Source organism: Subtercola sp. YIM 133946 (assembly GCF_036553535.1).
GTDB lineage: Bacteria > Actinomycetota > Actinomycetes > Actinomycetales > Microbacteriaceae > Subtercola.
On the sequence record NZ_JAZHPE010000015.1, the window covers coordinates 87,853 to 113,493 of the forward strand.

Annotated in this window: 21 protein-coding genes; 12 read left to right on the forward strand and 9 right to left on the reverse strand. The window is 70.0% G+C overall.

Features of this window, described 5'->3' with window-relative positions; translation table 11 throughout:
* Window positions 1–47 precede the first annotated feature (47 nt).
* Together V3W46_RS04980 and V3W46_RS04985 are read right to left on the reverse strand one after the other, a co-directional pair.
* Window positions 48–1,205: a cation diffusion facilitator family transporter gene (locus tag V3W46_RS04980; RefSeq protein ID WP_331781987.1), complete on the reverse strand. Its 1,158-nt coding sequence runs from the start codon at window positions 1,203–1,205 to the stop codon at window positions 48–50.
* Window positions 1,202–1,561, reverse strand: a complete 360-nt coding sequence (locus V3W46_RS04985) for an ArsR/SmtB family transcription factor (RefSeq protein ID WP_331781988.1) — start codon at window positions 1,559–1,561, stop codon at window positions 1,202–1,204. The genes V3W46_RS04980 and V3W46_RS04985 overlap by 4 nt, the downstream gene beginning before the upstream one ends.
* Window positions 1,562–1,641: 80 nt before the next feature.
* On the opposite strand from V3W46_RS04985, the gene V3W46_RS04990 reads away from it, so the two are divergent.
* The gene (locus V3W46_RS04990) at window positions 1,642–3,240 is read left to right on the forward strand and encodes an SDR family NAD(P)-dependent oxidoreductase (RefSeq protein ID WP_331781989.1); all 1,599 of its coding nucleotides are present in this window, start codon (window positions 1,642–1,644) and stop codon (window positions 3,238–3,240) included.
* A 27-nt stretch (window positions 3,241–3,267) separates the two neighbouring features.
* Here V3W46_RS04990 and budA read toward each other — a convergent pair whose 3' ends face one another.
* Genes budA through V3W46_RS05005 form a run of 3 tightly spaced genes read right to left on the reverse strand, consistent with a single transcriptional unit; the run spans window position 3,268 to window position 6,041 of the window.
* Window positions 3,268–4,059, reverse strand: a complete 792-nt coding sequence (gene budA / locus V3W46_RS04995; RefSeq protein ID WP_331781990.1) for an acetolactate decarboxylase — start codon at window positions 4,057–4,059, stop codon at window positions 3,268–3,270.
* Window positions 4,056–4,565, reverse strand: a complete 510-nt coding sequence (locus tag V3W46_RS05000) for a DUF3054 domain-containing protein (protein WP_331781991.1) — start codon at window positions 4,563–4,565, stop codon at window positions 4,056–4,058. The genes budA and V3W46_RS05000 overlap by 4 nt, the downstream gene beginning before the upstream one ends.
* 21 nt (window positions 4,566–4,586) lie before the next feature.
* A complete protein-coding gene (locus V3W46_RS05005; protein ID WP_331781992.1) occupies window positions 4,587–6,041 on the reverse strand; it encodes a phytoene desaturase family protein in 1,455 nt (484 codons plus the stop codon).
* Between the two features lie 121 nt (window positions 6,042–6,162).
* On the opposite strand from V3W46_RS05005, the gene V3W46_RS05010 reads away from it, so the two are divergent.
* The 8 genes from V3W46_RS05010 to V3W46_RS05045 all read left to right on the forward strand — a co-directional run bounded on the left by V3W46_RS05010 (window position 6,163) and on the right by V3W46_RS05045 (window position 12,701).
* Window positions 6,163–6,498 carry a hypothetical protein gene (locus V3W46_RS05010; RefSeq protein ID WP_331781993.1) on the forward strand — a complete coding sequence of 112 codons (336 nt, stop codon included), beginning with the start codon at window positions 6,163–6,165 and terminating at the stop codon, window positions 6,496–6,498.
* Window positions 6,492–7,169 carry an HAD family hydrolase gene (locus V3W46_RS05015; protein ID WP_331782045.1) on the forward strand — a complete coding sequence of 226 codons (678 nt, stop codon included), beginning with the start codon at window positions 6,492–6,494 and terminating at the stop codon, window positions 7,167–7,169. The genes V3W46_RS05010 and V3W46_RS05015 overlap by 7 nt, the downstream gene beginning before the upstream one ends.
* Before the next feature lie 44 nt (window positions 7,170–7,213).
* Complete coding sequence (locus V3W46_RS05020; protein ID WP_331781994.1) at window positions 7,214–7,627, forward strand: DUF6855 family protein; 414 nt, start codon at window positions 7,214–7,216, stop codon at window positions 7,625–7,627.
* 74 nt (window positions 7,628–7,701) lie between these two features.
* The gene (locus V3W46_RS05025) at window positions 7,702–8,664 is read left to right on the forward strand and encodes a Dyp-type peroxidase (protein WP_331781995.1); all 963 of its coding nucleotides are present in this window, start codon (window positions 7,702–7,704) and stop codon (window positions 8,662–8,664) included.
* 42 nt (window positions 8,665–8,706) lie between these two features.
* Entirely contained in the window at window positions 8,707–10,086 is a 1,380-nt protein-coding gene (locus V3W46_RS05030; protein WP_331781996.1) for an ATP-binding protein, read from the forward strand.
* The gene (locus tag V3W46_RS05035; RefSeq protein WP_331781997.1) at window positions 10,083–11,159 is read left to right on the forward strand and encodes a tetratricopeptide repeat protein; all 1,077 of its coding nucleotides are present in this window, start codon (window positions 10,083–10,085) and stop codon (window positions 11,157–11,159) included. The genes V3W46_RS05030 and V3W46_RS05035 overlap by 4 nt, the downstream gene beginning before the upstream one ends.
* A gap of 63 nt (window positions 11,160–11,222) precedes the next feature.
* On the forward strand, window positions 11,223–12,161 hold the full coding sequence (locus V3W46_RS05040) for a DsbA family protein (protein ID WP_331781998.1): 939 nt from the start codon (window positions 11,223–11,225) through the stop codon (window positions 12,159–12,161).
* Window positions 12,162–12,236: 75 nt separating this feature from the next.
* On the forward strand, window positions 12,237–12,701 hold the full coding sequence (locus tag V3W46_RS05045; RefSeq protein WP_331781999.1) for a VanZ family protein: 465 nt from the start codon (window positions 12,237–12,239) through the stop codon (window positions 12,699–12,701).
* 68 nt (window positions 12,702–12,769) lie between these two features.
* On the opposite strand, the gene V3W46_RS05050 is transcribed toward V3W46_RS05045, so the two are convergent.
* On the reverse strand, window positions 12,770–14,056 hold the full coding sequence (locus V3W46_RS05050; RefSeq protein ID WP_331782000.1) for an SGNH/GDSL hydrolase family protein: 1,287 nt from the start codon (window positions 14,054–14,056) through the stop codon (window positions 12,770–12,772).
* A gap of 201 nt (window positions 14,057–14,257) precedes the next feature.
* On the reverse strand, window positions 14,258–15,625 hold the full coding sequence (locus tag V3W46_RS05055; protein WP_331782001.1) for an NtaA/DmoA family FMN-dependent monooxygenase: 1,368 nt from the start codon (window positions 15,623–15,625) through the stop codon (window positions 14,258–14,260).
* Between the two features lie 101 nt (window positions 15,626–15,726).
* On the opposite strand from V3W46_RS05055, the gene V3W46_RS05060 reads away from it, so the two are divergent.
* On the forward strand, window positions 15,727–19,722 hold the full coding sequence (locus tag V3W46_RS05060; protein WP_331782002.1) for an ABC transporter ATP-binding protein: 3,996 nt from the start codon (window positions 15,727–15,729) through the stop codon (window positions 19,720–19,722).
* Between the two features lie 15 nt (window positions 19,723–19,737).
* Here V3W46_RS05060 and V3W46_RS05065 read toward each other — a convergent pair whose 3' ends face one another.
* Window positions 19,738–21,375: an amidohydrolase gene (locus V3W46_RS05065; RefSeq protein ID WP_331782003.1), complete on the reverse strand. Its 1,638-nt coding sequence runs from the start codon at window positions 21,373–21,375 to the stop codon at window positions 19,738–19,740.
* An 84-nt stretch (window positions 21,376–21,459) separates the two neighbouring features.
* Here V3W46_RS05065 and V3W46_RS05070 point away from each other — a divergent pair, with 84 nt between their 5' ends.
* Entirely contained in the window at window positions 21,460–22,005 is a 546-nt protein-coding gene (locus tag V3W46_RS05070; RefSeq protein ID WP_331782004.1) for a DUF4190 domain-containing protein, read from the forward strand.
* Window positions 22,006–22,010: 5 nt separating this feature from the next.
* Here V3W46_RS05070 and V3W46_RS05075 read toward each other — a convergent pair whose 3' ends face one another.
* Entirely contained in the window at window positions 22,011–22,874 is an 864-nt protein-coding gene (locus V3W46_RS05075; protein ID WP_331782005.1) for an alpha/beta fold hydrolase, read from the reverse strand.
* A 141-nt stretch (window positions 22,875–23,015) separates the two neighbouring features.
* Here V3W46_RS05075 and V3W46_RS05080 point away from each other — a divergent pair, with 141 nt between their 5' ends.
* Window positions 23,016–25,640 carry a carboxylate--amine ligase/circularly permuted type 2 ATP-grasp protein gene (locus V3W46_RS05080; RefSeq protein ID WP_331782006.1) on the forward strand — a complete coding sequence of 875 codons (2,625 nt, stop codon included), beginning with the start codon at window positions 23,016–23,018 and terminating at the stop codon, window positions 25,638–25,640.
* The last annotated feature ends 1 nt before the right edge of the window (window position 25,641 follow it).

Sequence of the window (25,641 nt, forward strand, 5' to 3'; positions counted from 1 at the left end):
ATGCGCGCCCTTTCGAGCAGGTGCGCATCTACCGAAGTGGAGCGGATTCAGGAGTGGTGGAGGGCGACGGCGATCACCATGTCGTCGAGGTTCGGGAGGGCGCGGGTCAGCTGCTGGCGGGCGTGGTGCACGATGGTCTCGGCGTCGGCCACCGAGGTGTCGGCCAGGGCGATCTCGGCGGCGCCCTGCAGGCGGTGGCCGACCCAGCGCAGCTGCAGTCTCGACACCCTGAGCACGCCGGGGGTCTCGGCGAGGGCGTCTTCGGCGCGGTGCACCAGGTGCGGCTCGATGCCGTCCATCAAGCGGCGCCCGATGCTCCGAACCGTTCCCCAGAGCAGGAGGAGGATCGAGACGGAGATCAGCAGGCCCACGATCGGGTCGGCCAACGGGAAGCCCAGCATCACGCCGAGGGCGCCGAGTACGACCGAGAGCGAGGTGAGGCCGTCGATGCGGGCGTGCACGCCGTCGGCGACGAGCGCGGCCGAACCGATCTGCCGGCCGACCCTGATGCGGTAGAGCGCGACGAGCTCGTTTCCGGCGAATCCGACGACTCCGGCCAGCATCACCCAGCCGAGGTTCGACACGGTGGCGGGGTGGAGGAGCCGCATGATCGCCTCCCAGCCGGCCACGATCGCCGAGAGGGCCACAACGGCGACGATGAAGAGGCCGGCGAGGTCTTCGGCGCGGCCGAAGCCGAAGGTGTAGTGCGTGGTGGCGACCCGGCGGCCGAGCACGAAGGCGATCCAGAGCGGAACGGCGGTCAGGGCATCCGAGAAGTTGTGGATGCTGTCGGCCAGCAGGGCGATCGACCCGCTGGCGAGAAAGATGCCGAACTGCACGAGCGTCGTGCCGAGCAGGATGAACAGGCTGATCTTCAGCGCCCGCACGCCACGCGTGCTGGCCTCGAGGGCGTCATCGATCGAGTCGGTCGCGTCGTGGCTGTGCGGCACGAACAGGGCGTAGAAGAAGCCGCGGATGCCCGTGGGGTGGCTGTGGGTGTGCCCGTCGTGCCCGTGGGTATGCCCGTCGTGCTCGTGGGGGTGGCCGTCGTGCCCGTCGTTCTGCTCGTCGTGCCCGTGGGTATGCCCGTCGTGCCCGTGGGTGTGCCCGTCGTGCCCGTGGGTGTGCCCGTCGTGCTCGTGGGGGTGGGGGTGGGGGTGGGTGTGCGCGACGGGCTGCTGCCGGGCATCCGGGTCGACGGTCATTCGGCCGCCTCGGCGTGGTGGTGGCGCGGCGTGCCGCCGAGGGAGTGCTCGGCCTGGAAGATGGCGTCGCTGACCAGCGTCGACGCGTGCTCGTTCTCGAGGCGGTAGTAGACCTTCTGGCCGTGCTGCCGGGTGGCCACGATGCGCGCGAGCCGAAGCTTGGCCAGGTGCTGCGAAACGGCGGCAGGGCTCTTGTCGACCAGCTCGGCGAGCGCGTTGACCGACTGCTCGCCGTCGCGCAGCGCGAGAATGAGTCGCACCCGGGTGGCGTCGGCGAGCATCGCGAAGATCTCGACCGCGAGTTCGACGAATTGGCTGTCGGGCTTGCGTCCGCAAATCTGCTTGTCTGCATCCATACGCAGATACTACGACATTCGACGCGTGGCGCAGCCACCCGGGCGGGCGGCCGAAGCGGTCGCGTAGAATGGCTCGGCCCATGAATCAGAACGAATCGCCCGCGCAGAGTGCACTCCCCACCGCACACGGCATCGCACCCGACGACCTCGAGGTGGCGTTGCGCGTGCTGGCGAGCCTGCACGAGCTCGACGACGAGCATCCCGACTTCGTGGCCGTGCGCCGAGCCACCGCGAAGATGTTCAAGTCGGTCAAGAAGAGCCGCCGCGACGAGAAGCGCGAGGCCATCCAGGCCGCCGATCGCAGCGTCGTGGCCGCCACCGCCACCGGCGCACCCGACCGCATCGACGACGAGACCCGCGGCATCGCTCTCGCCATCACCACAAGCGCGCCCACGGCCGGCACGCTGATCAAGTCTCGCCCGTGCTATATCTGCAAGCAGCACTACACGCAGGTCGACGCGTTCTATCACCAGCTCTGCCCCGACTGCGCGGCGACGAGCCACCAGAAACGGGATGCCCGCACCGACCTCACCGGCAAGCGCGCCCTGCTCACCGGGGGCCGCGCCAAAATCGGCATGTACATCGCCCTGCGGCTGCTGCGCGACGGGGCGCACACCACCATCACCACGCGCTTTCCCCGCGACGCAGTGCGCCGGTTCTCGAGCCTGCCCGACGCGGCCGAGTGGCTGCACCGGCTGCGCATCGTCGGCATCGACCTGCGTGACCCGGCCCAGGTGATCGGGCTGGCCGAGACGGTGGCCGAGGCGGGGCCGCTCGACATCCTCATCAACAACGCGGCGCAGACCGTGAAACGCTCTCCCGGTTCGTACGCTCCGCTGGCCGAGGCAGAGCTGGCCCCGCTACCCGACGGGCCGCTGCCGGAGATGATCACGTTCGGGCACACCGACGATCCTCATCCCCAGGCCCTGGCTGCGTCCGTTGCGGCGCACCCGCTGCTGAGGCGCGCTGCACGGCCGGATCTCGCGCAGTCGAACGTCAATGCGAACACCGAACTGGTGGGCTCAGCACTGCTCGACGCGGCGCTGCTCGACGCCGGACTCTCCCCCGACGAGCTGAGCGCCGACGAGCTCTCGGGGCTCGCGATGGCGGCCGGGTCGTCGTCGCTCGAGCGCCTCGCGGCCGGAACCGCGATCGACGCCGGAGGGCTCGTACCCGACACTCACCACGAGAACAGCTGGACGCAGGCGGTGCAAGACGTCGACCCGCTCGAGATGCTCGAGGTGCAGCTGTGCAACACGACGGCACCCTTCCTGCTGGTGTCACGCCTGCGGCCCGTGATGGCGGCCGCGGCGAGCGCGGCGGCATCGGGCCGGAGCTACATCGTCAATGTGTCGGCCATGGAGGGCGTGTTCGCCCGCGGGTACAAGGGCCCCGGGCATCCGCACACCAACATGGCGAAGGCCGCGCTCAACATGCTCACCCGCACCAGCGGCAAGGAGATGCTGACCGACGGCATTCTGATGACGAGCGTCGACACGGGGTGGATCACCGACGAGCGCCCGCACCCGACGAAGGTGCGGCTGGCCGAAGAGGGCTTTCACGCGCCGCTCGACCTGGTCGACGGCGCGGCACGGGTGTACGACCCGATCGTGCGCGGCGAGGCCGGCGAAGACCTCAGCGGGGTCTTCTTGAAGGACTACAAGCCCTCGGCCTGGTGACGCCCGAGCACGGGGGCCCAGCGCGCGCTACGAGCGCGAGCTCTCGACTCGGCGGATGGCCAGGTCGGCGTCGGCCTGCGTGAAGTCGGCCGTCGCGAACTCGTCGGTGTGCGGCAGCCGCAGGGTCAGGCTCGAGATCGCCTGCATCGACAGCGTGGCCGACTCGATCGAGTACTCGAGGCTGTGGCCGCCCACGGCGCGGTCGTCGTCGAGGTAGTGCAGGTGAAAACCGGCGACGCTCACGCCCTGGTAGATCTGGGGCGCCCAGAATCCGACCAGCGAGCCGGAGGTTCGGCCGAGTTCGCTCTCGTTCTGCGTCTGCATGACCTCGACGAGGGGCCGGAACGGGTGGTGCTGCCGAATCGGCTCGCGCACGCGCATCCGGTCGAACACGCCGTCGACCCTGATGGCGTAGAACATGTTCGGGCTCGGCATGATGCCGCCGACGAGGCTCTCGAATTGGTCTCGGGTGACAGGCGAGCCGTCTGGCCCACCGTCGAACGCGGCCGGCGCGCCCTCGGCTGCTCCGATGGGCACGCGGATGCTCGGGTCGAAGTTCACCACCTCGGCGAACGGAATCAGCTCGCTCTCGTCGGCCGGGCTCACCGACCCGTCAGAGGTGCAGCGGAAGATCTGGCCGTCGACGAACACCAGCTCGCCGTTGAGCGCATGCCCGCAGCCGAGGCCGAAGTCGCCCTTCGCCAGCACCTGCGGCGCCGGGAAGACACCGTCGTAGAACCCGGCCATCAGGGCATGGATGAGCGAGAACTGGGTGATGTTGACGCCGATCTTCGGCAGCAGTGCGTCGAATGCGCTCACCGGGCGACCCCGCCGCCGCTCGCGCCTGCGCCGGCCGAGCCAGAACCGGCCGACCCCGAACTGGCCGACCCCGAACCGGCCGAGCCAGAGCCGCTCTTACGCCCCGATCGCCGCGTGACCGCCTGTGCGATCAGCCGCCAGCCCAGCAGGAAGACGCCCAGCACGATGAGGGCCACGATGACGAAGCTCACCTCGACACCCTGAAGGCTCAGTACCCGCAGGAACATTCCGACCACCACGGTGAACAGCCACACCGGGATGCCCGGCAGCACGACCCGCAGCGGGTAGCGCCACGCCCTGGTCGCCAGCCAGCCCACGATCAGCCCGACGAGGAAGGGCCAGAAGGTCACGAGCGTGCCGCCGAGGCTGAACCCCTCGCTGTGGCTGCTGCGCCCGATCAGCACGAACACCAGCACGAGCACGACGTCGATCACGGCGGCGAGAACGATGGTGCGGGTGGGGGCGGGGCGGCGAACGGGAGCGGTGCGGGTCACGCCATCTGTCATGCCCTCAGTCTAGAAGCCGCCTCAACGCCCGGGCCGCAGGTCGGGCGCCCGGCGGATGCCGAACTCGACCGCGAGCGCGCGACGGGCCGCGTGCCACCCGCCGAGCCCGTGCACCCCTGGCCCGGGCGGCGTCGACGACGAGCAGAGGTACACGCCCGCGATCGGGGTCTGCCACGGGTAGCGCGACAGCGTCGGCCGCCGCAGCAGCTGGCGGAAGGTCGCCGCCCCGGCCGAGATGTCGCCGCCCACGTAGTTGGGGTTGCCCAGCTCCTCCTCAACCGCGGTCTGGCCGCTGGTGGCGATGATCGTGTCGCGAAAGCCGGGGGCGAACCGTTCGATCTGCGCGATGATCGTCTCGCTCTGGTCGACGTCACTGCGCGCCGGAACGTGCGTGTACGCCCAGAGGGTGTGATTGCCCTCCGGCGCTCGCGACGGGTCGACCACCGTCGGCTGCGCCACGAGAACGTACGGCCGAGTGGCGTGGCGGCCCGACGCCACCATGGCCTCGCTGCGCGCGATCTGGGCGTGCGTGCCGCCCACGTGCACGGTTCCCGCCGTGCGCAGCTCGGGGTTGGCCCACGGCACCGGGTCGCTCAATGCCAGGTCGAGCTTCGCCACCGCGTTGCCGTACCTGAAGCGCCCGAGGGCCCGGGCGTAGCGGGCCGGAATGCGGTCGCCTGCGATGCTGAGCAGGGCCTTGGGCGCCACGTCGAGCAGCACCGCGCGCGAGGTCGGCAGTTCGTCGAGCGAGGTGACCTCGGTGCCGGTGACCAGTTCGCCGCCGTGGGCCAGCAGATCATCCACCATCGCGTTCACGATCGCCTGGCTGCCGCCCACCGGAACCGGCCAGCCGAGGGCGTGGGCGTAGGTGCCGAGCACCAGCCCGGCGGCGGCCGGCGCGAGGCCCGGCAACGGCAGGATCGAGTGCGCCTGCACCCCGCTCAGCAGGGCCGGCGCCACGTCGCTCTCGAACCGCAGGCTCCACAGCGGGCTGCCCTGCTCGAAGGCACGCAGGCCGAAACCGGCGGCCAGCGTCGGGTGCCGCGGAATGCGCAGCAGCGACGTTCCGGTGAACTGCGCCAGCTCGCGCCAGTGCGTCACCAGCGGCTCGAACAGCCGCCTCCATGCCGGCCCGTCGACGCCGAGCGCCCGGGCGGTCTCGTCGAGGCTCTGGTAGGCCAGGCCGGCCCGGCCGCCGTCGAGCGGATGCCCGTAGGCCAGTTCGGGCGTACGCAGCTCGATGCGCGAGGCCAGCTGGAACCGGCGGAAGAACTCTGATGCGAGGGCCATCGGATGCACGGCAGAGCACACATCGTGCAGGTACCCGGGCAGCGTCAGTTCGGCCGTGCGGGCTCCCCCGCCCGCCGTGTCGGCCCGCTCGTAGACCCGCACCGACAGGCCGGCGCGGGCCATCGTGACGGCCGCCGCCAACCCATTGGGCCCCGCGCCCACCACTACGACATCGACCTCGCTCATGGCATCAGTATGTCTCGTTTGCAGCCGCCTGCCAGCCCCTTGCCAGCCACCTTGTCAAGCCCTTGCCGCTCTGCACCGCCGATGGTTGCCTGATAACAAGCACCAAACCAAGGAGGTTGATGTGACCATCGAACTCACTCCCCCTGCTTCTGCCGGAGCACCGTCGCTCCGCTCCCTGTCGACTCCGTCTGCGGCGAACCGCTGGCCCCTCGACGAACCGCACGCGAGCGACATCCGCATCTCGATCCTCTCCGACCACGAGTGGCGCATCTGCGATCGACGCATCCCCGAGACGAACGCCGAATGCGTTCTGGGCTATGTGGAGAAGACGGGCGGCTTCTACGAGGTCATGAAGCTGTCGTCGACCCGCAACCTGCTGTACTACGCCGACTTCGAGCACGCCATCCAGAGCTTCTCCGAGACGGTGCCACCCATCGCTGTGGGGAACGTATCGTAGCCGGCGAGGGCGCGCCCACTGCCGTTCTCTTCGACATCGACGGCACGCTCGTCGATTCGAATTACCTGCACGTGCACGCGTGGAGCCTCGCGCTGGCCGACCTCGGGCATCCGGTCGACGACTGGCGTATTCATGCCGGTATCGGCATGGATTCGTCGAAACTCCTTGACGCCCTGTTGGGCAACGAGAAAGACCGTCTGGGCGAGAAGGCGAGCGATGGCCACAGCGAGCGGTACTCCTCGCTGGCCGATGAGCTGCGGCCGTTCCAGGATGCCCGTGCCCTGCTGCAGGCCGTCGCCGCCCGCGGCGTGCGGGTCGTACTCGCCACTTCGGCGCCCGAAGACGAGCTGAAGAAGCTCCGTGCGGCGCTCGACAGCGAAGATGCGCTCTATGCGGTCACCTCTGCCGACGACGTCGAGACGGCAAAGCCCGAACCCGACGTGGTGACGGTCGCCCTGCAGAAGGCCGGCGTCGAACCGGGCAGCGCCATCATGGTCGGCGACACGGTGTGGGACATCGAGGCTGCGTCGAAGGCCGGTGTGCGCTGCATTGCCGTGAAGAGCGGTGGCATCGGTGCTGCCGAGCTGCGTGACGCCGGTGCGATCGAGGTCTACGACGACGTGGCGGCGCTGCTCGCCGCGCTCGACTCGAGCGCCATCGCCACCCTGTAGCCCGGGTACTTCCGCCGCATCGCGGCCGATGCCATACTGCAGGCATGAGCGACGGCGCCGGAACCCGAGAAGATCCCTGGCGACTCACCACGGCGCCCGGTTCGTCGAGCTACGCGATGTACCGCGATGACGAAGCCGTGCCACCGATACTGGTGTGCCAGGTCGGCAGCACGAAGCTCACCTACGACGCCCGCGCCGTCGACGACCTGCACGCCTGGCTGCTCGAACGCGGCGACTGGGTGCCGCTCGGGGCGGCCGACGAGCAGAAGAAGGCGGCCGACGGCAGCGTCGAAGCCTGGGGCCGTTCCGCCGAGAACCCACTCGGCGGCTGGTACGGGCTGCGCGCCGGCTACCGGGGCCGGTTCGGCATGTATCTGCCGCCGCTGCTCGAGGCCCTCGGGCTGGCAGAGCTGACGCACGACGCGCGCAACAACTCGGTGCGGGCGATCGCTCGCTGAGCATCCGGAGCCTGGCCCTCGGCGGGCCACGACGGTCTTGGCGACCTGGTCTGGCGACACGGTAACGTGTGGGCATGGATGACCAGACGTGGGGCCGTGCGCCGATCGAGCCGCAGAGCGTCAACGCACCGCTGTCGCGGGCCGCGATCTTTCTCGTGGTGACCATCAACGACGAAGCCGGTGCGGTCGATACGGTGCGCGACGTGATCAGCGACATCGGCGGGCTCGTTCGAACGGTGGGCTTTCGCGACCTCGCCGGGCACCTCTCGTGCAACGTCGGCATCGGCGCGGCCGCGTGGGCCCGGTTCGGGCAGGCGTCGAAGCCGGCCCAGCTCGATCGCTTCCACGCCATTCCGGGATTCAGGCACACAGCGGTGTCGACGCCGGGCGACCTGTTGTTCCACATTCGCGCCGAGCGCGCCGACCAGTGCTTCGAGCTCGAGCGGCTGCTGCTCGGCAAGCTCAGCACGGCCGTCACGGTCGTCGACGAGGTGCAGGGTTTTCGCTACTTCGACTCGCGCGACCTGCTCGGCTTCGTCGACGGCACCGAGAACCCCACGGGGTCGGCGATGCTGGATGCCGCACTGATCGGCGACGAAGACCCCGAGTTCGCCGGCGGCAGCTACGTCGTCGTGCAGAAGTACCTGCACGACCTCACCGCGTGGGCGACCCTCAGCACCGAGCAGCAGGAGGCGGTCATCGGCCGCACCAAGGCCGACAACGTCGAACTCGACGACGACGACGCGCCCCGCAAGTCGCACAAGGCGCTGAACACCATCGTCGACGAGCAGGGCGTCGAGCACGACATCCTGCGAGACAACATGCCGTTCGGCCGGCCCGGCCAGGGCGAGTTCGGCACCTACTTCATCGGCTACGCGAAGAACCTGTGGGTCATCGACCACATGCTGCGGCGCATGTTCATCGGCGACCCGGTGGGCGACTACGACCGCATTCTCGACTTCTCGACCGCGGTCACCGGCACCACCTTCTTCGTGCCCTCGAACGACCTGCTGGAGTCGCTCGCCCCCACTGGGTGAACGCCGAGCTCAGCGTCAGGTTCGGCGCACTAAACTCACTGCATGGATGTGCCCGCCATGGATGAGCCACTGATCAGCTCCCTCCGTCGCGCGGTCGAGGCCACGCCCGACGACATCCACCTGCGGCTGCTGCTCGGCCAGTTGCTGCTGAAGGCCGGCGCGACCGCCGAGGCGATCAGCCAGGCGGCGAGCATCCTGCAGCTGGCACCGGCGAACACGGATGCCCGGCAGCTCATGAACGACGCCTTCGCCGCCCCGGCCACCGCCGAGCCTCTCGCGGCCGAGCCCGTCGCGGCCGAGCCCGTCGCGGCCGCACCACCGAGCGAACCCCCGGTGGTGCCCCACCCTGCTGTGCCCCACCCTGCCGAGCCCGCCGCCGACACCCCGGCGCCCCCCACCTCAGCCGAGCCCGCTGCCGCCACCCCCGGCGCCGCTGCCGTCACCCCCGAACCCGAGTTCGACTGGAGCGCGGCCGAGAGCGACGTGCACGAACTCGCCCAGCCGATGTTCGTCGACTCCACCCCCACCACAGCCCCCGGCTCTGCCTTCGACATCGAGCGTTCGGTGATCACCCTGGCCGACGTCGGCGGCATGAAGAGCGTCAAAGACCGGCTGAACGCCGCCTTCCTCGCGCCGCTGCGAAACCCCGACCTGCGCAAGCTGTACGCCAAGAGCCTGAAGGGCGGCCTGCTCATGTACGGCCCGCCCGGCTGTGGCAAGACCTTCATCGCCCGGGCGATCGCCGGCGAGCTCGGCGCCCACTTCCTGACCATCGGCCTCGCCGACATTCTCGACCCGATGCTCGGCAACAGCGAGCAGAACGTGCATGAGGCGTTCGAGCTGGCCCGGCGGGAAGCCCCGTGCGTGATCTTCTTCGACGAGATCGACGCGCTCGGCCAGCGCCGCAGCCAAACGCGCAACAGCGCTCTGCGCGGCACCGTCAACCAGCTGCTCACCGAGCTCGACGGGGTCGCCGACCAGAACGAGGGCGTCTTCGTGCTCGCCGCGACCAACCAGCCGTGGGATGTCGATCCGGCCCTGCGCCGCCCCGGCCGCTTCGACCGCACGGTGCTGGTGCTGCCGCCCGACCTCGAGGCCCGCGAATCGATCTTCCGCTACCACCTGCAGCACCGCCCCGTCGAGGGAATCGAGCTGCAGCCGCTGGCCAGGGCATCCGCCGGCCTCTCGGGCGCCGACATCGCCTACGTGTGCGAGGTGGCGGCAGAGCGAGCCCTGATCGACAGCGCCAACACCGGTGTCGTGCGCATGATCTCGATGAGAGACGTCACAGACGCCCTGGCCGAGGTCACGCCCTCGACGTCGAGCTGGCTCGACAGCGCCCGCAACGTGGTGCTGTTCGGTGACGACGACGGCACCTACGCCGAACTGAAGGCCTACCTGAAGAAAGCCAAACGCCTGTGACGAGCGACGCGGCGAAGCACGAGGATGCCGCACTCACCCACGCGCGCACCTACCTCTCGCTCGGCAAACCGGCCGACGCCCTGGCCGCGCTCGCGCCCCACCTGGCTTCGCACCCCGACGACGAGCGCGGGCTCTGCCTCGCCAGCCAGGCGCACCTCGTGTCGGGCGACGCCGCCCGCGCGCTCGACGCCGCCCAGCACGCCGCGGCCCTGACCCCCGACAACGAGTGGGCCTGGCGCCTCGTGGCGTTGTCGTACTCGAAGCTGGGGCACCACCCCGAGGCGCGCGCCGCTGCGGCCAACGCGCAGGCCATCGCGCCGCAGCTCTGGGTCACGCACGCCCAGGTGGCGCAGGTCGACATCGCGGCGAAGCGCATCACCCCCGAATCGCAGCACGCCGCCCGCGAGGCGACCCGGTTGGCCCCCCTCGAACCCGACGCCCACCTCACGGCCGGCAACGTCGCCCTCGCCCAGAACGACTGGGCGAACGCCGAGTCGTCGTTCCGCTCTGCCCTGCGCCTCGAGCCCGGGCACGCCGCCGCCCGCAACAACCTGTCACTCGTCATGCTGCGCCGCGGCAGGGCCGGCAGCGCGGCCGCAGGGTTCGTCGACATCCTGTCGACCGACCCCGACTCCGAGGTGGCGGTGCGCAATCTGCGAGCGGTGGCGGCCGTCGCACTGCGGCACATCCACTTCATTCTGTGGGTGGCATTCGCCGTGGTGACGGTGGCGTTCTCGAGTGCGAGCGAGCCCGATGGATCGCCGGCGTACGGCGTCATCTGGAGCGACTTCCTCGGCGGGGTCGCCCTCGTCTCCGGCGTGATCATCCTGGTGTACGTGCTGCGTATGCGGCGCGCGGCGGGGGCGCGCTTCGGGCAGTTCGTGCGCAGTGTTCCGCGACTCGACCGGCTGCTCACGGCGTGGGCGGGCCTGCTGGTGGCCGACTACCTGTTGATGGTCGCTGCGTGCTTCACGACCGTGCACCGCGCGCAGCTGCTCTACCTGCTGGCCGGGGCCATCCTCGTGGCCGGCTCGGTCGTCGTGATTCTGCGCCGCAACCGCGCCCGCAGCTGATTCATAGACTTTGGCCCTACGGTCGGAGGTTGGAAACGCCAGTTGTGATCATGAGGAGCATTCGTGCGGGTCGATGTGTACGAAGAGCAGTTGCGCGGCCTGCCGAAGAAAGAACGCCAGGCCCTGCAGCGTGAGTTCGCCCGCCTGAAGCGCGAAGAAGAACGCAAGCGCAAGAAGCGCAACACGATCATTCTGCGCACCAGCCTCATCACCGCCGGCGTCGCCCTGCTCGCCATCGCGGCCCTAGTCATCGTGAACACCGTGCGCGCCGGCCTCGTCGGCCCCGCCAACATGGCGAGCGACGGCATCGTCTTCTCGGGCTCTGCCGAGTCGGGCACCGCCACCACCACGGCAGCGACCTCGGCGGCGCTGCAGGTCGGCCAGTCGCCCACCCCGACCGTGCTCGACACGTCGAACGGCGTGCTCAGCGTCGTGGAGTACGTCGACTACGCCAACGCCGACGTGGCCAGCTTCGAGACGACGAACGCCTCGAACGTGCAGGGCTGGGTGGGCCAGGGCTATGCCACCCTCGAGATCCACCCGGTCGCACTCGACAGCACCGATGGCAACGATGCCTCGACCCGGGCCGCCAACGCGGTCGCCTGCGTGGCGAACTCCGAGCCAGACCAGGTGCTCGCGGTGCACAACGCGCTCATCGCCGACCAGGCGACGATCGCGAGCGCCGGGTTGAGTGACGACGACCTGGTGGCGCTCGTCACCAAGGCCGGCGTCACCGACGCCGCGGTGTCGAAGTGCATCACCTCGAACGACTTCGACAACTGGGTGAGCGACGCCACCGCGCGGGCGAAGGCGAGCGTTCCGAACTCCGACGTCGCCGCTCTCACCACGGTTCCGCTGGTACTCATCGACGGCAAGAGCTACACCGGCAGCCCCACCGACTCGGCCGCGTTCGAGTCGTTCGTGAGCGACACCTACACCGCCGCCACGCCGGCGAGCACCGCGACCCCGACGCCCACCCCAGACCCGACGAGCGGCGGGTAGGGCAGCCCGCAGAGGCGACGGATGCCCACAGCGGGCATTCACCCAAGCCCCAGCCGATTCGGGCATTCTTGATGCATGTTCCGTCGGCATCCGCTGCTCAGCCTCTTCACGTTCGGCTACCTCGCCGTCGTGGGCTGGGTGACGCTCGGCCCACAGCCGCTCGACAACAAGTCTGAAGGCCTGCTGCATCAGCTGCTGCGGTTCTTCGGCCGGCACGCCTCCCTCGACTGGATCACCTACGACCGCGTCGAATTCACCGCCAACGTCGCGATGTTCTTTCCCATCGGCCTGTTTCTGCTGCTGCTGTTCGGGCGGCGGCAGTGGTGGCTGGCCATCATCGTGGGCTTCGTCATGACGGTGGGCATCGAGACGGCGCAGCTGTTCCTTCCGGGCCGGGTGTCTGACGTGCGCGACATCGTCTCGAACACCATCGGCGCCACGCTGGGTGTGCTCACCGGGCTCGTGCTCACAGCCGCGAAGGCCCGGCGTCTGCGCCGCGCCAAGGCCGTGGGCGGCCGGGCCACGGCGGTCGGCGCCTAGCCTTCGGGGTGTGACTCTCGGGCAGAGCCGACTTCTGCGCCGACGTTCGCGCCGACTTCAGCGCGACCTCAGCGCCGGCCCGCCGCCAGCCTGCGCTGCACGATCGCCACGCTGATGCCCGCCCCGAGGAAGAGCAGCGCCAGCACACCTGCTCCCGCGATGAACGGCTCGGATAGGCCGGTGGAGGCGAGCGCTGCCGGAACCGCCGTGGCCGTGGCCGACGAGGTGGGCGCGGGGGTGTCGGTGGGGCTCACCGTGGGCGTGGCCGTGACCGACGGGGTCGGGGTGGGCGTGGGCGTGTCGATGACCGGGAAGGCGGCCTCGATCTGCGGCTCGAGTTCGGCCGCCATGAAGTCGACGCCGCTGGCGTTCGGGTGCAGCGACTTCTCATCGATCAGCGGAACCGTCTCGTGGGTGGTGGGGTCGGTCACGAAGGAGACGAACACGCCGTTCACGTACTGGTCGGCAGGCGCAGCGCACGCGCTGTGCCCGATCGAGTCGGCGAACGTGGGTACGTAGGTGAAGCCGGCGCCGGCCGCGGTCTTCTGCACCAGGTTGTCGAGGTTCGTCTCGACACCGTGCAGGAAGGGCGTGTCGGCGGTGGTGAACGGGAAGGAGTTCGGCGTGAGCACCGACGAGAAGCAGCCGGCGGGCGGAATGACGTCGGGCGCGATGCTCGGGTAGCCGAGCACGAAGATCTTGGCGTTCGGGGCAGCCTGCGCAACCGCCGCGTAGGTGTCGGCGAGCGACTTCGCGAGAGCCTGGAAGGCCGGGGTCAACAGCGCCGACACGCTCGGCTCGCAGGTCGTGTTCGGCGGGGCGGGCGCAGGCGGGTTGTTGAAGAGCAGTGGGCCGTCGGCCGTGGCTGCGGCGCAGGCGAGGGCGATCTGGGTGAACTTCAGTCCGTTGCCGCCCACGGTGATCGTGACGACGTCGGTGTCGGCCGAGAGGCTGTCGAGCTGCACGGGAGCGACCGCCAGCGGGGTGCCGTCGGGGTTGTAGGTCTGCTGGGGGTCGGTGGTCACGTTCGACGCCTGCGCCCCAGCACACGTCACGTCGGTGAGGTTCATGCCGAGCGCGGCCGCCACCTGGTGCGGGTAGTTGTTCGACGACTGGCCGCACCCCGCGACCGGCTGATCGGTCTGCGGGTCGACGCCGAGCCCCGACGAGTACGAGTCGCCGATCGCCACGTAGTTCAAGCCGGCGGTGGGCAGTGCAGCGGCCGCCGGTGCGGCCGACGCCGCCATGGCGGCGGGAACGCTCACGAATGTCGCCAGGGCGACCGCCGACACGATGGCCGCGGCTCCCCCGAATCGTCGGAACGTCTGGGCACGCCGGGGCCTGGCTGTCGTCATGGAAGTCCTTCTTGCTGAAAGGGGAGGAGAGCACATGCTCCGGTTGCCGAAACCCTATCAGCGAACACGCAGCATCCGGGTGAATTCGTGGTTGCCCTCACCCCCACTTCGCGGGGGTATGTGAGATGCGGCGCGGCAGGGGGTGACCGAGAGTGCCTGCACGGGGGTGGCGGCCGCCGCGGCCAGCCGGGGCCGACGGCGTCAGGCGCCGAAGGCGAAGCGCCGTCCGTGGTGGTCGGGCGGCAGGTGCGGGCCCGCCCCGAACATCCGTTCGCGCAGCGTCTCGGCCTCGAGTGCCGGCTTCGCGAGCCCACGGGCCCGCATGACCGGCAGGATGAGCCCGATGAAGTCGTCGTAGGTCTGCGGCGTGAGGTGGGGTTGCAGCAGAAACCCGTCGGCTCCGGTCTCGGCGATGAACGCCTCGGCCTGGTCGACGACCTCGTCGGGCGAACCGACGAACACACTGCCGTTGATGCCCGTGGTTCTGAAGTTCTCGAGAATGTCGCGAACCAGCGGCGCCGGCCGACCGTCAGAACCGAGGTAGCGCTCGAGGTTGCTCTGGCCCATCTCGGTGTTGAGCTGCTGCAACGGCAGATCGGGGTCGAGTGCGAGCAGGTCGATTCCGGTGTTGCCCGCGTAGATGGCCGCGGCACCCTCGGGGGTCGACATGGCGAGCATCTCGTCGTACTTCGAGACCGCCTCGTCATGAGTCGGAGCCGTGATGAACAGGGCACCCACGAGCATCTTGATCGCCTCGGCACCGCGCCCCTCGGCGATCGCGGCGGCGCGGATGCCCTCGATGTTCGCACGCACGACGGCCGGGTCGCCCCCGGCGAGAAACACTGCCTCGGCATTGCGGCCGGCGAACCGGCGCCCGCGACCGGATGCCCCGGCCTGCACCAGAAGCGGGGTGCGCTGCGGCGACGGCGGTACGTTCAGCAGCCCGTCGGTGGCGAAGTACCGGCCCTCGTAGTGCACCAGGCGCACCCCCGCGGGGTCGGCATAGACAGCGGCCGCCTTGTCGAGCACCAGCGCGTCGTCAGCCCACGACCCCTCCCAGAGCGCGAGGTTGACGTCGACGTATTCGTCGGCCATGTCGTAGCGCAGGTCGTGCGAGATGAGCTCTTTGCCCATCAACGCGGCGGCTGTGGCACCCGACGACCCGGTGACGATGTTCCAGCCGATGCGGCCGTCGGTGAAGTGGTCGAGCGTGGCGAACCGGCGCGCATTGGCGGCAGGCGCTTCGACGGTGGTCGACGTGGTGAGAATGAAGCCGAGCTTCTCGGTGACCGCCGCCATCGCGGTCACGATCGGCATCGGGTCGCCGTGCGGTATGCCGCGCCCTTCACGCACCGATGCTTCGAGGAGTTCGCCGTTCAGCGCCGGGTAGCCGTAGCTGTCGGCGAGAAACAGAAAGTCGAGCCCGGCCTGGTCGAAGGTGCGCGCGAGGGTCGTCCAGTGGCTGATCTTCAGAAAGTCGGCCGAGGTGTCTGCGGGGTGCTGCCACGCCGAACCGACGGTTCCGTTGGGGCCGATGTACTGGAAGATGCCGAGAATGAGCGGGGTCATGCTCCCATGAAGCCACACGTCTATTTCGTGCAGGTTTCGCGGGGCATCCGCAGTTCTCGCGAAGCCGTTCGTCGGCCTGACGACCGACGTAGACTTGATCGATGTCTGCCGAGCCCGCCCCACCCGCCGAACCCGGCTGGCCGCGGCGCCTCTGGCAGTACATGCTGCGACACCGGCGCAGCCTCTACCTGTCGCTCGGCGCCGCACTGCTCGGCAGCGCATGCCAGGTCGTGATTCCGCTGGTGGCGCGCCAGATCGTCGACAACGTGATTCTGGTTCAGGATGCCCCCCTGCTGCCCTGGCTCGGGCTGCTGCTCGCCCTGTCGGCCGCGGTGTTCGGCTTCGCCTACGTTCGCCGGTACCGCGGGGGCGAGGTCGCCCTCGAGGTGCAGAACGACCTTCGCAACGACATGCACGACCACCTGCAGTCCATGGACTTCACGAGCCTCGGCCGCATGTCGACCGGCCAGATCGTCTCGCGGGCGAATTCAGACTCGACGCTCGTGCAGAGCCTGCTGAACATGCTGCCCCTGATGAGCGGCAACGTCATTCTGATGGTGCTCTCGCTCGTGGTGATGTTCGTGCTGTCGTGGCCACTCGCCCTGGTGGCGCTGGTCGTCACTCCTCTGCTCGTGCTGATCTCATACCGTCTGCGCAGCCGCGTCTTTCCGGCGACGTGGGATGCCCAGCAGCACGAGGGCGAGGTGGCCGAGATCGTCGACGAAGACGTCAACGGTGTGCGCGTGGTGAAGGCGTTCGGTCGGGAGAAGCACGAGGTCGACCGCATGGTCGGCGTGGCGAGCACCCTCTACGGTTCGCAGATGCGCGCGGTGCGCATCCAGTCGCGGTACCAGCCGCTGCTCGAGGCCGTGCCGGTGCTGGCGCAGGTCGCGGTGCTGGCGTTCGGCGGCTGGCTGGCGCTGAACGGGCAGCTCAGTCTCGGTACGTTCCTCGCCTTCTCGGCCTACGTCGCGCAGCTCATGGCTCCGGCCCGCATGCTCGCCGGAGTGCTCACGATCGGCCAGCAGGCCCGGGTGGGCATCGAGCGCATCTTCCAGCTGCTCGACCGCGAGCCCGCAATCGTCGACGCTCCCGACGCGATCGACCTCGACGCCGCCGACGCGACCTCGCCCGACGCTACCCCCGGGCACGCGACCGGCCCGGTCACCCGGCCCGCCGCCACCCGCAACCGGGGCGGCAGCGGCATCGACTTCGACGCGGTGACCTTCGGGTACTCCCCCGGGCATCCGGTGCTCGACGGCTTCGACCTGCACGTGGCGCCCGGCGAACGGCTGGCCCTGGTGGGGGCGAGCGGCAGCGGCAAGTCGACCATCGCGGCCCTCGTCTCGCGCTTCTACGAACCCGAACGGGGCAGCGTCAGGGTCGACGGCGTCGACGTGCGTGCGGCGACGCTCGGCTCACTGCGTGGGCGAATCGGAGTGGTCTTCGAAGAGAGCTTTCTGTTCTCCGACTCGGTGCGTTCGAACATCGCCTACGGCCGGCCCGACGCGAGCGACGCCGAGATCGAGGCGGCCGCGCGCATCGCCCAGGCCGACGCCTTCATCGCCCGGCTGCCGCGCGGCTACGACACCGTCGTCGGCGAGCGCGGGCTCAGCCTCTCGGGCGGCCAGCGGCAGCGCATCGCGCTCGCCCGGGCGATTCTCTGCGACCCGGCGATTCTGATTCTCGACGACGCCACTAGTGCCATCGACGCCACCACCGAGGAACTGATCCACAGCGGGCTGCGCGAAACCCTCGCCGGGCGCACGGTGCTGGTGATCGCGCACCGCGAGTCGACGCTGCACCTCGCCGACCGTGTCGCCTTCATCGCGGGCGGCCGCGTGGCCGACCAGGGCAGCCACGACGAGCTGCGCGAGCGCAACTCCGCCTACCGCGGCCTTCTCTCGGGCCTCGACGACGACACGCTGGCCGCCGTGGCCGACGGCCGCATCGAGGTGCTGGCCGACCTCACAGCCGACGGCACCTCGGTGGCTGAGGCGCAGTGGGAGTTCGCCGTCGGCGAGCCCGAGCAACGGGCGTCGCACGACGCACCGCGGGCCGGCGCCACGGCCGGCGCCGATTCCGCGCGCCCGCGAACCACGACGCCGCCGGGCAGCCTCGGCGCCGGGCTCGGGGGCCGCGGTGGGGCCCGCGGTACCAGCCGCGGAATGGCGTCGTTCCTCGCGCCCACGCCCGAACTGCTCGAGGCCGTCGCGCGACTCGAACCCCTGCGTGACGTGCCCGTCATCGACGTGGCGCACGAGACGGCGCACGACCCGAGGTTCAGCCTGCCCCGGCTGCTGAAGGAGTTTCGCCGCCCGCTCGCCGTCGGCCTCGTGCTGGTGGTGATCGACGCTGTCGCCGGCCTGCTCGGCCCGGTGCTCGTCAAGACGGGCATCGACAGCGGCGTGCAGGCTGGCTCGGCGGCAGTGCTCTTCGGGGCATCCGCTCTGTATCTGCTGGTGACGCTCGCCGACCTGTTCGACCAGGTGGCGTCGACGTTCGTGACGGGCCGCATCGCCCAGCGCGTGATGCTGTCGCTGCGCATCCGCATCTGGGCGCAGCTGCAGCGCCTGTCGCTCGACTACTACGAGCGCGAGATGGCCGGCCGGGTGATGACCCGCATGACCACCGACGTCGACCAGTTCGAGTCGCTCATTCAGAACGGGCTGCTGTCGGCACTGGTCTCGGTGGTCACCTTCGTCGGTGTGGGGGCAGCGCTGCTGACGGTGAACTTCGAGCTCGGGCTCTGCACGCTCACCGTGGTGGTGCCGCTGGCCATCGCGACCGTCTGGTTCCGGCATCGGTCGTCACGGCTCTACGACGTATCGCGTGAGCGCATCGCGATCGTGAACGCCGACTTCCAGGAGAGCCTGTCGGGCGTGCGCGAGTCGCAGGCCTTCGTGCACGAGACCGCGACGAAGGCCAGGTTCCACGGGCTCGGCCGCAGCTATCTCGAATCGCGGGTGGCGGCGCAGCGACTGGTGGCGACCTACTTTCCGTTCGTTCAGTTCCTCTCCGGGGTGGCCGACGTGATCGTGCTCGGCGTGGGCGCAGGGCTGATCGCCTCGGGCCAGCTCTCGTCGGGTGCGCTCATCGCGTTCATCCTGTACATCGACATGTTCTTCTCGCCCATTCAGCAGCTGTCGCAGGTGTTCGACTCGTGGCAGCAGACGAGGGTCTCGGTCGGCCGCATCTCTGACCTGATGGCGCTGAAGACGTTGACACCCGAGGCCGAGCATCCGGTCGACCCGGGCCGGCTGCAGGGGGCGCTGACCCTGGCGAACGTGCGCTTCGCCTATCCGTCGGCCCCCCTCGAACGACCCGGTGGTCGTTCGACGCCGGCGCTCGGGCCGTCGGATGCCCGCCCGATCGTGAGCGAAGACGCCGCCTTCACGAAACCGCCCGAGGCCCTCCGGGGCATCGACCTGCACATCGCGCCGCGCGAGACCCTGGCACTCGTCGGCGAGACCGGCGCCGGAAAGTCGACCGTGATGAAGCTGCTCGCCCGGTTCTACGACGTCGATGAGGGCCAGGTTCTCATCGACGGCCGGGATGTTCGCGGCCTCGATCTCGTGGCGTTCCGCAGCCAGCTCGGCTACGTTCCGCAGGAGGCGTTTCTCTTCACCGGAACCGTGCACGAGAACATCGCCTACGGTCGCCCCACCGCCACCGACGCCGAGGTCGAGGCCGCCGCGCGAGCGGTCGGCGCCGACGAATTCGTAGCGCAGTTGCCCGGTGGGTACGGGCACGAACTCACCGAGCGCGGGCGCTCGCTGTCGGCCGGCCAGCGCCAGCTGATCGCCCTCGCCCGGGCCCAGCTGGTCGACCCGGCCATTCTGCTGCTCGACGAGGCGACCTCTAACCTCGACCTCGCCACCGAGGCGCGGGTGTCGGCCGCCATGCAGCGGGTCTCCGAGGGCCGCACGACCATCGTCATCGCGCACCGCCTGCAGACTGCCCGCGCGGCCGACCGCATCGCGGTGCTGCACGACGGCCGCATCGCCGAGGTGGGTTCGCACGACGACCTCCTCGAGCAGGGCGGCCGCTACGCCACGATGTGGCAGGCCTTCGAGACGGTCGAGCGACCGGTCTGACACTCGCCGAAACGCTCAGGCGGGCGTGACGAGGTCGCCGGCGAAGTAGGTCGCGAGCACTCGGGTGGTGGCCAGCTCGTCGGGCGTCACCGCGTAGGGGTCACGGTCGATGACGATCAGGTCGGCGTACTTGCCCACTTCGATGCTGCCCACGATGTCTTCGGCGAACAGCTGCTTCGCGGCCCACGTCGTGTGCGCCCGCAGCGCGTCGTCGATGCCGATGCCCACCGCGACCGCTGCACGACCGCCCGCTTCGTCTGCGCCGCCGACCACGCGCCCGCTGCGGCTCTGACGCGTCATCGCCACGGCCATGTTGCGGAACGGCTCGAGCGGCGTCACCGTTCCGTCGTTGTGGAACGTCGGCTCGAGCCCGGCCGCCAGTGCGCTCGCCGTGTCGGCCCAGCGGCCGCCGTGCTCGGGCCCGAACAGATCGTCGACCAGCACGTCTCCCCAGTAGTAGAGGTGGTCGGTGAACACGCTGACGCTCACCCCGAGCCGCGCCGCCCGCTCGAACTGCGCTGCGGTCATGGCGCCCACGTGTTCGAGGCGAAAGCGGTGGTCGCGCAGACCGTTCTCGTCGATGACCTGCTGCCAGGCATCCAGCGTCGCATCGATCGCCAGGTCGCCGTGCGCGTGGCAGGCGAGCTGCCAGCCGTCTGGGGCGTACTGCCGGGCGATCACCACAATCTGCTGCCGATCGAAGTTGAGGCCGCCGCGGTGCCCCGGCTCGAGGCCCATCACCCGGGTCGCCTTGGTGTCGAGGTACGGGAACGACGTGGCGATGTTGCCTACCCACGGTGACCCGTCGGCCCAGGTCTTCACGCCGATCTGTTTGACGAGGTCGTCGCCGTTCTCGCGGGGCACCGTGGCATGCGCTCCCGGCGCCGACATCTCGTAGAGACGCAGGCGTACGGTGAGCGGATGCTCGGCCTGCAGTGCCTCGAGCCCGACGCGCGTGGCGGCCTGCCATGACAGGTCGGCGATGGTGGTGACGCCGGCCGCGTTGATGCGCCCGACCTCGTCGCCGAACACACGCACGAAGTCGGCCTCTGCGCGCTGCAGCACCGGCGCACAGACCAGGAACACCGCGCCCGACTCGAGGCCCAGCCCGGTGAGATGACCGTTCTCGTCGTGCTCGAAGCTCGCGCCGGCCGGGTCGGCTGTCTCGTCGGTGACACCCGCCGCCCGCGCCGCTGCCGTGTTGAAGTACACCGAATGCCCCGAGTTGTGCAGCACGACGAGCGGCGTCGAGCCGGCCAGTGCGTCGAGACTCTGGATGGTCGGCGTGACCAGCCCCTTCTGCAGCAGCGGATCCCAGCCGTTCGCCAGCACCCCACCGGGCGACTGGGCCACAGCGGTCGCGAGCGCCGCCATCACCTCGTCGGCCGTGGCGAGCGTCACCGGTCTGATGTCGAGCACGTCGTCGCTCAGCAGAACGGCGGCGGCGGTCGGATGCCCGTGGGGCTCGATCAGGCCGGGCATCAGGCAGTTCGCACCCAGCTCGACGATGTCGGTGCCGTCGGGCGCGAGCATGCGCAGCTCGTCGGCCGGGCCGACCGCGGCGATGCGGTCGCCGGTGACCAGCACTGCTTCCGGCGCCGGGGCACCGTCGACCATCGTGGTGATGCGCCCGATGAACAACCTCGATGCCATGCGGCCTCCTCCTTCGCAATAGTATTTCGCTACGGCCCGCGAACCGCTGCGGGCTTCGGCGCAGCGCGAAGGAGCATCCATTCCATGAGTGACCCCACCCCGTACGCAGACCAGCAGCCCCCCGCCCAGCCGGCGCAGTACCAACCCACCACACCGTATCCGACGGCCGGGCAGCCGGGAAGCTCTGCACCAGGGCAGCCGGGCCAGTATCCAGCCGACGGCCCGTACCAGCAGCCGGGCCAGTATCCAGCCGGCGGCCCGTACCAGCAGCCGGGGCAGTACCAGCAGCCGGGCCCGTACCAGCAGCCCGCCCCGTACCAGCAGCCCGCCCAGTACCCCCCGGCGCAGTACGGCCAGAACCCCTACCCCGCCGCACCGCCCACGAACGTGTTCGCCATCATCGCACTGGTCGTGTCGTTCATCCTTCCCATCGGCGGAATCGTGCTCGGCCACATCGCGCTCAGTCAGATCAAGCGCACGGGTGAGCAGGGCCACGGCATGGCGCTCGCCGGCACGATCATCGGCTACTCGCTGACCGCGCTGATTCTGCTCGCGATCATCGCCTACGTGGTCTTCATCGTCGTGATCATCGGCGCGGCCGCGGCGACCACGCATTCGTACTCGTACTGAACGCCCTAGGGGGCGGCCGGCACGAGCGCGCCCATCACCTCGGCGCGCCGCGTCACCGCGATGAAGTGCCCCTCACCCGGGTATTCGTGCAGCACCGCGTCGGGCAGCCGGTCGGCCATCGTGCGCGCCCAGTGCGGCGGAACCAGGGTGTCAGCCGAGCCCTGATAGAGATCGACGGGCACCCCGACCTGTTCGAGCTCGAAGCCCCACGGCGCCACGAACGCCGCATACTCGTCGACTGCTCCCGGCGCGTTGATGGCCGCGTCGACCACGCACTGGGCGAACCAGCCGTGGTGGTCTTCGACGATGCGCGCGTCGACGGGGGCCATGGTACGGGCCGCCACCCGGGCCACCACGTGCGGTGAGGCGCCGGCGAGCATCCGGCTGGCCACGAAGTAGCCGCGAGCCAGCAGCGGAGCCCGGCGCGACAGCCCCGACAGCCGCCGGTCGGTCGTGTTGAGCTCGCCGAACGCCCCCGCGTCGTCGAGCGGAAGCGCCCCGGCGATCACCGCGACGCGGCTCACTCTCGACGACAGCGCGAAACCGGCGGCGAGGGCGTACTGGCCGCCCTCCGACCAGCCCATCACGGCGAACCGGTCGACGCCGAGCGCATCGACGAGCTCGACGAGGTCGGTGCGCGCCCAGCTCAGAATGCCGTGACCGGCCTTGCGGCTGCTGTGCCCGATGCCGGGGCGGTTGGGCGAGATGATCGTGATTCCGGCTGCCCGCGCCGCCGCATCGGCCAGCCCCACGTCGAGCCCGCTCACCAACCCGCCGTGGCAGTTGATCACGATCGTGCCGTTCTCGGCGCCGAAGCGGTAGTAGGCGAGTCGGCGCCCATCGGCCAGGCTGAGCTCGTGGGCGCTCATGCGAAACGTCTCATCGCCGCACCCCGAACATCTGCCCAGTCTGCACCGCCAATCTGTGTCGGTTGTGTTAACTCTTGTCAACTCCCCATGGATTTGCCCGATTTGCCCGCGAAGCGCGGCCCCCGGCAGTAGGTTGAAAAAATGAGTGCGGAGTTGACCCTCGGTGCAGAAGAAGAATTGCATCTCATCGATCTCGAGAGTGGAAAGCTCTCGGCCCGTGCACCACAACTGCTCGCCCGGCTGCCCGAGAGCAGCTATTCGGCCGAGATCCAGCGCACGACGGTCGAGACGAACACCGCCGTCACCTCCACCCTGTCGGGCCTCCGCCACGAGCTGGTGCGCCTGCGCAGCGGGCTGATCGACGAGGCCGCGCGGTTCGGTCTGGGGGTCGCCGCCGTCGGCACCGCGCCGCACTCCGACTTCGCCGACTTCGAGCTGACCGCGACCGGCCGCTACCGCCGCATGCAGGAGCAGTACCGCCTGCTGGTCGACGAGCAACTGATCTGCGGCACCCAGATTCACGTCGGCGTCTCTGACCGCGACCTCGCGGTGCAGATCGCCGGCCGCGTGTCACGCGACCTGCCGATTCTGTTGGCTCTCTCAGCGAGCTCGCCGTTTCTGAACGGTCACGACACCGGATACGCGAGCATCCGTACCACCATCTGGCAGCGCTGGCCCAGTGCCGGTGCGACCGGCGAGCTCGCCTCGGCCGCCGAATATGACGAGCTGCTCTCCGACCTCATCGCGAGCGGCGTCATCGCCGACGCCAAAATGGCCTACTTCGATGTGCGGCCGTCTGCCCACGAACCCACCCTCGAACTGCGCGTCTGCGACGCCTGCCCGGTGGTCGACGACGCCATTCTGATCGCCGGGCTCTTTCGTGCCTCGGTGCGCGCCGCCGAGCTCGACATCGAGGCCGGCCGGCCGGGCGTCACGCTGCGGGCTCCCCTGCACCGCGCCGCCATGTGGCAGGCCGCGCGCGGCGGGCTCTCGGGGCACCTGCTCGACCAGACCTCGCACCCCAAGCCTGTGCCGGCGGCCTGGGCCGTGCGCGACCTCGTGTCTCGGCTGCGGCCGCAGCTCGAAGAGCTCGGCGACTACGACGAGGTGCGCGAGCTGAGCGAGATGACCCTCGCGCGCGGAAACTCCGCCGACCGCCAGCGCGCCGCCTTCGCCGAACGAGGTGAGCTGCGCGACGTGGTCGAGCTCGTGGTGCAGGAGACGCACGGCCCCGCCTCGGGCACCGCCCGCGCCGTCTCGGCCATGCGCTCGTACCGCACCCGGGCCGGCGACGAGGCCGTCGGGCCCAGCTCGGTGCCGCGCCCGGCCTACCACGACGTCATCGACTACTACCGGGCGCTCCCCGCCGCCGAGCTCACCGAGCGCGAAGAGGCCCGCACCGGCTTCACCGACGACGAGGGCCTCACGTTCGGGGTCAACGGCGAGGCGCAGAACTTCGACGTCGATCTGTTTCCGCGCCTGATCAGCGCCTATCAGTGGGCCGAGCTGAAGACGGGGCTCGCCCAGCGCGCCCGGGCCATCGAGGCCTTTCTGCAAGACATCTACGGTGAGCAGCGCGTGGTCGCCGACGGAATCCTGCCCGCCACCATCGCCAGGGCGCCCGGCTGGCGCGACGAGGCCACCTCGATCGCCCCGGGCACCGTGCGCGCCGCCGTGATGGGGTTCGATCTCGTGCGCAACGAATTCGGCGGCTGGCGGGTGCTCGAAGACAACGTTCGCGCGCCGAGCGGCGCCGCCTACGCCATGGCCGCTCGGCGGCTGATGGATGCCACGGTGCCCGAGCTGCCCCGGCCGGCAGGGCTGCTCGACCCGCACGCGGCCCTCGCCACCCTGCGCGAGACCCTGCTTGCCGGTGCCGCGGCCACCCGCCACGAGCCCGGATCGACCGCGACGGCCGCGCTGCTCTCGAGCGGGCCGGCAAGTTCGGCGTGGTTCGAGCACTCCCGTCTCGCCGAGGGCGCCGGACTCCTGCTCGTCTCGGCCGACGACCTCGAGGTGCGGCCCGCGGAGGGCTCCGGAGATGTACCTGAGGTGGTCGAGAAGGCCACCGGAACGGTCATCCACGCCCTCTACCTGAGGCTCGACCCCGAGCTGGTCGACCTCACCGACAGCGCCGGCCGGCCGATCGGGCAGCAGATCATGCAGGTCGCGGGCCAGGGCGGGGTCTTTCTGGCCAACGCTCCCGGAAACGGGATCGCCGACGACAAGGCGATGTACTGCAACATTCCCGACCTGATCGCCTACTACCTCGACGAGCGGCCGCTTCTCGAGTCGGTGCCCACGTACCGCACCAGCGATCCGAGCGAACGCCGAACCGTGCTCGAACGCGTCGGCGAACTCGTCACGAAGCCGGTAGACGGGCAGGGCGGTCGCGGGGTGCTCATCGGTCCGTCGGCCCCGGCCGCCGAGGTCGCCGAGCGCAGAACCGAGATCGCGGCCAACCCCGAGGTGTGGGTGGCGCAGGAACTCGTGGCGCTGTCTTCGCTGCCCACGTTCGACGGCACCGCCCTCGAGCCGCGCCATGTCGATCTGCGCGCCTTCGTCTATGTGCGCGGCACCGGCCCCGACGACGCCGTCGTCGGCGACCTGGCCCTGACCCGCGTAGCGCCCGCGGGCAGCATGGTCGTCAACTCGTCGCAGGGCGGCGGCGCGAAAGACACCTGGATTCTCTCCCCCGATTCGGGCGCCCACGAATCGGGTGGTCACCTGCGCACCGGTCCGGTCGAGAACGTGACGGAGGCCTGAC